This window comes from Endozoicomonas sp. (assembly GCF_031844845.1).
Classification (GTDB): domain Bacteria; phylum Pseudomonadota; class Gammaproteobacteria; order Pseudomonadales; family Endozoicomonadaceae; genus Endozoicomonas.
This window is the reverse complement of the sequence record NZ_JAVRMB020000423.1, coordinates 1-3,579: the sequence shown is the minus strand read 5'-3', so window position 1 is coordinate 3,579 and position 3,579 is coordinate 1. Positions and strand designations below refer to the sequence as shown.

Here is a 3,579-nt window from a genome sequence, read left to right as displayed (position 1 = left end):
ACCAGAACGTTCAGTGATCGTCTGGAATTGACCATTGGTGGTGAGGAATTTGTCCTGCAGCATCGCAAGGGCGAAACCGATGACCACCTGTATGTCTGGGTTCCCGGACGCAAGGCCATTGCGGTGGGTGATTTCTACCAGGGCTTTTTGCCCAATGTGGGTAATGGCAAGCGTTCTCAGCGTTACGTGGAAGAATGGGCTGAGACCATGCGGGAGATGGCGGCACTGAAGCCGGAGGTGTTATTACCCTCCCATGGGGAAGGAATTACCACGGGTAAAGACATTGAGGAGAACTTTATCGTGTTGGCTGAGGCCCTTGAGTCTATTTCAGAGCAGACTATAGCGGGGCTTAATAAAGGCATCAGAAAAGACCTCATTGTCGATAGTATCGAGCTGCCAGAAGCGCTGGCTGAGCACCCGACACTCCAGATTAAATATGTCTCTGCCAAAGACATTTCCAAGATGCTGCTCAAGCAGTATACCGGCTGGTGGAATGATATTCCTTCCGACTGGTCGCCGGCTCCTCAGGCTGCCCAGAGCGCAGAAATAGCTAGTCTGGCGGGTGGTCTTGAATCATTAATTGCCCGTGCCCGGGAGTTGATGAAAACCGATCTGGTGTTGGCAAGCCATCTGGCAGATTGGGCATGGATGGCGGATTCTGATCATCCAGATGTGCAGCAATTGACCATCGACGTGTATAAGGCGAGGGTTTCTGATCCGGCAACCAATACCCAGGAGATGCTGACCTATATCGACCAGATGGCCAGGGCGCGGCAAAAACAGCTGGCTGCTGCTCAGTAATAGATTGTCAGCCACTGTTCTCACGCTTGGAGCGTTGTCGTAAAAGGTCTTAAATGTCAATTTATGTCGCTGCCGTCTTTCCCGCGAAGGCGGGCGTTGCAAAAGGTCTTAAATGCCGATTTGACCTCGTTCCCACGCTCTGAGGCTGTCGCAAAACCCTCTGAAAGCCTCGTTCCCATACTCTGCGTGGGAATGCATACGGAGCTGGCCGTACGCAGAGAACCCTCTCTTTGCCTTTGCCTGGGGTTTCGGAAGTTTCATGCTGGCTGTTCCATTTGTGGTGAGTCCGGTATGCATTCCCACGGGGACCGTGGGAATGAGTTCAACAGTGTCCTATAAAAATCAATAATCAGGATTTTCCCGATGAAAGCAGTGTCTCATCTTCTCTCTGTTTTTCTGTTACTGACCTGCAGTAGCTTCAACGCCATTGCAGATGATACGGGCCCGATATTCGGCCAGGGGTGGGTGCCTGAAGGCACTAAAATGCCAAAAACCTGGGGGCTATCCATCACCACCATGACCATGGAACAGAGCACTAAACTAAGTGGTGTGAAGTTTCAGGGACGAGCCGGTGACTACATTAAGGATCTGCAATTTAATCGTGTGGAAGATGAAAGTCAGGTGACTAATCTGCGGCTGGACACCTGGCTGCTGCCTTTTATGAATGTCTATGTCATGGCGGGTTATATGGAAGGGGAAACGCTGGTTGACAGTACCACTTTTTATGATTTGATGCCTGATAACCCTAACTTTGGCGAAGGAAGTGCCCCAATGACCATGAAGCAAAAATATCATGGGATGAACTGGGGGCTGGGTGCGACCCTGATTTATGGCAAAGGTCCCTGGGTAACGACGCTTGATATGAACGCCTCAAGAACAGAGCTGAACGTGGTTCGCTCCCGGATTAATGCGGTGATGATCACACCGAGAATAGGTTATACCACCCGGGTTGCTGGTTTTCCTGTTACCTGGATGGCCGGTGTCAGCTATCTCTGGCTGGATCAGCGGATAACGGTAGAGCAGGTGTTGCCTGATCCTGATTTAGAGCCAATGGTATTGGAGCTGGACGTTAAAGCGGATAATCCATGGAGTCCGACATTGGGGGCAACTATTGAGTTTTCTGACGAATTACAGGCGGTTGTCGAGGCTGGCTTTGATGGACGTAAAACATTGATGGGATCTCTGGTTTATCGCTTTGGTATCAGTCATTAAGACCGTTGTCCGCTATCCGATGTCCGTGGTCCGTAAAAGCGTAAGCGAACCCGGCTTTTTCGGACCACGGACCACGGTCTTAATAGTGATATGTCTTGATTCATGAATCCTGCAGACGGGCACCAATAATTTTCCCGTTATCACAGACCACATGAAAGGCCCGTTTTCGAAGTTCATTAGAATATTCCTTGAAAATGCGCTCCGCAGGGTAGGCGTTAAGCACACGAAGCAGCGCAAATCGAGCCAGGGTGTCGAGTCTGGGTTCCAGATACTCTAGAGTAGCAAGGGTAAAAATACGGGCAAAGGCTTTACAGGCCCGTTTCGGGCCTCCCAGGCTGACCGTTGTTATGAATCGGAATTCGTCCATTATAATCTCATCGACCCGCTTGGTACGATTGGCTTCGCTGATGGTGCTGAAATTACAGGATTCCGGAGTGCCGAAGTCTGGTCCGGCAATAAGATCAACCACGTAAGCGACATCGCCGGGCTTCCGGGTAGAATGTGGTTCGAACGTAACCTTACAGACTGTGCATTCCGTGTTGTAGTAAATCCTGGTCTCCTTCGGGGAGACGTTAAGTTTATGTTGCGTCAATAGTGCATTTCTCATCTGGTCAGTAATTGCATTGATGACATCATCCAACTGTTCTTTGCTGGCTACCAGCAGATCCGTATCCCTTGGCGTCAGAGCGCTTTCCAGTGTCTCTTTGTCTATAATCTCAGGCCAGGGCTGAGGGGTTATCCGGTCAATTACATTTTTTCCCCACAATGCATGCATTTGCTTCAGGCAGGCAATGCTTCCTGCAAAGACGACAGGCAGTTTTTTATTGATGATTAAATCGTCTAGTTTATTTTGATAATACGTTCTTGTATCTCTGACTTCCCGGGAATCTAAACGGGGTCGATCTGATTCCATAAACCGGAACAGGGGTAGGGTGTTTCTCTGTGTTTTACTGGATGTAATAGTGCACTTTTGTTTGGCTTCGATGATATTGCGGTGTTTGATATGTGCCTTTTCGGGCTGGGCATAAGTTGTATTATCAGCACAAGGAGCGGTTTCACCATTTGCTGTCAGGTTACTTTGGCCTGTCCCCCGGTCATAAACCGATATGCTTATATCAAGGATGTCAGAGATATGCTCAAGTAATTCCCTATCTTCATTCTGTTTGGAAAGGTCATTTTTTCGAGGGATAATGTTGTCTATCCTGGTCTTGATACAGGGTGACTGGTCAAGTTGCAAACTCGGTACGGTTAATGGCTCGGTTTTTAAGGTAGGTACAGCTGCCGGCAGGGTAGCTATTGGTTGCTTGCGTGGTTGCTTGCGTGGTTGCCTGCGTGGTTGCCTGCGTGATTGCCTTCGTGTTCGATCAGGCTGCTTTGGTGCTCTAATCTCCTGATTATTTGCCATTTCCATAGCGGGAGGGATAGTGGTGTCGGGGGAGGGCTTTTGTTCTTCCTGATAAATAGGCGGATGGCTACCCTTATCGTTAGAATTATCGGTTTTCTCAACTGGGTAAGTTGATCCTTTCAGGGAGTTTTTAGCCGTCAGCTCAGGGTTGTCTTTGATTG

3 protein-coding genes are annotated in these 3,579 nt (G+C 49.2%); 2 read left to right on the top strand and 1 reads right to left on the bottom strand.

Going from position 1 to position 3,579, the window contains the following annotated elements; genetic code table 11:
• On the top strand, nucleotides 1-801 hold an 801-nt coding region (locus RM811_RS23235; protein WP_402529051.1), incomplete at its 5' end, for an alkyl sulfatase dimerization domain-containing protein.
• Between the two features lie 363 nt (nucleotides 802-1,164).
• Nucleotides 1,165-2,013 (top strand): hypothetical protein, encoded by an 849-nt coding sequence (locus RM811_RS23230; RefSeq protein ID WP_402529049.1) that lies wholly within the window; start codon nucleotides 1,165-1,167, stop codon nucleotides 2,011-2,013.
• A 100-nt stretch (nucleotides 2,014-2,113) separates the two neighbouring features.
• Here the strand turns inward: RM811_RS23230 and RM811_RS23225 are convergent.
• Nucleotides 2,114-3,579, bottom strand: a 1,466-nt coding sequence (locus RM811_RS23225) for a hypothetical protein (protein ID WP_402529047.1), incomplete at its 5' end; no start/stop codon positions are given.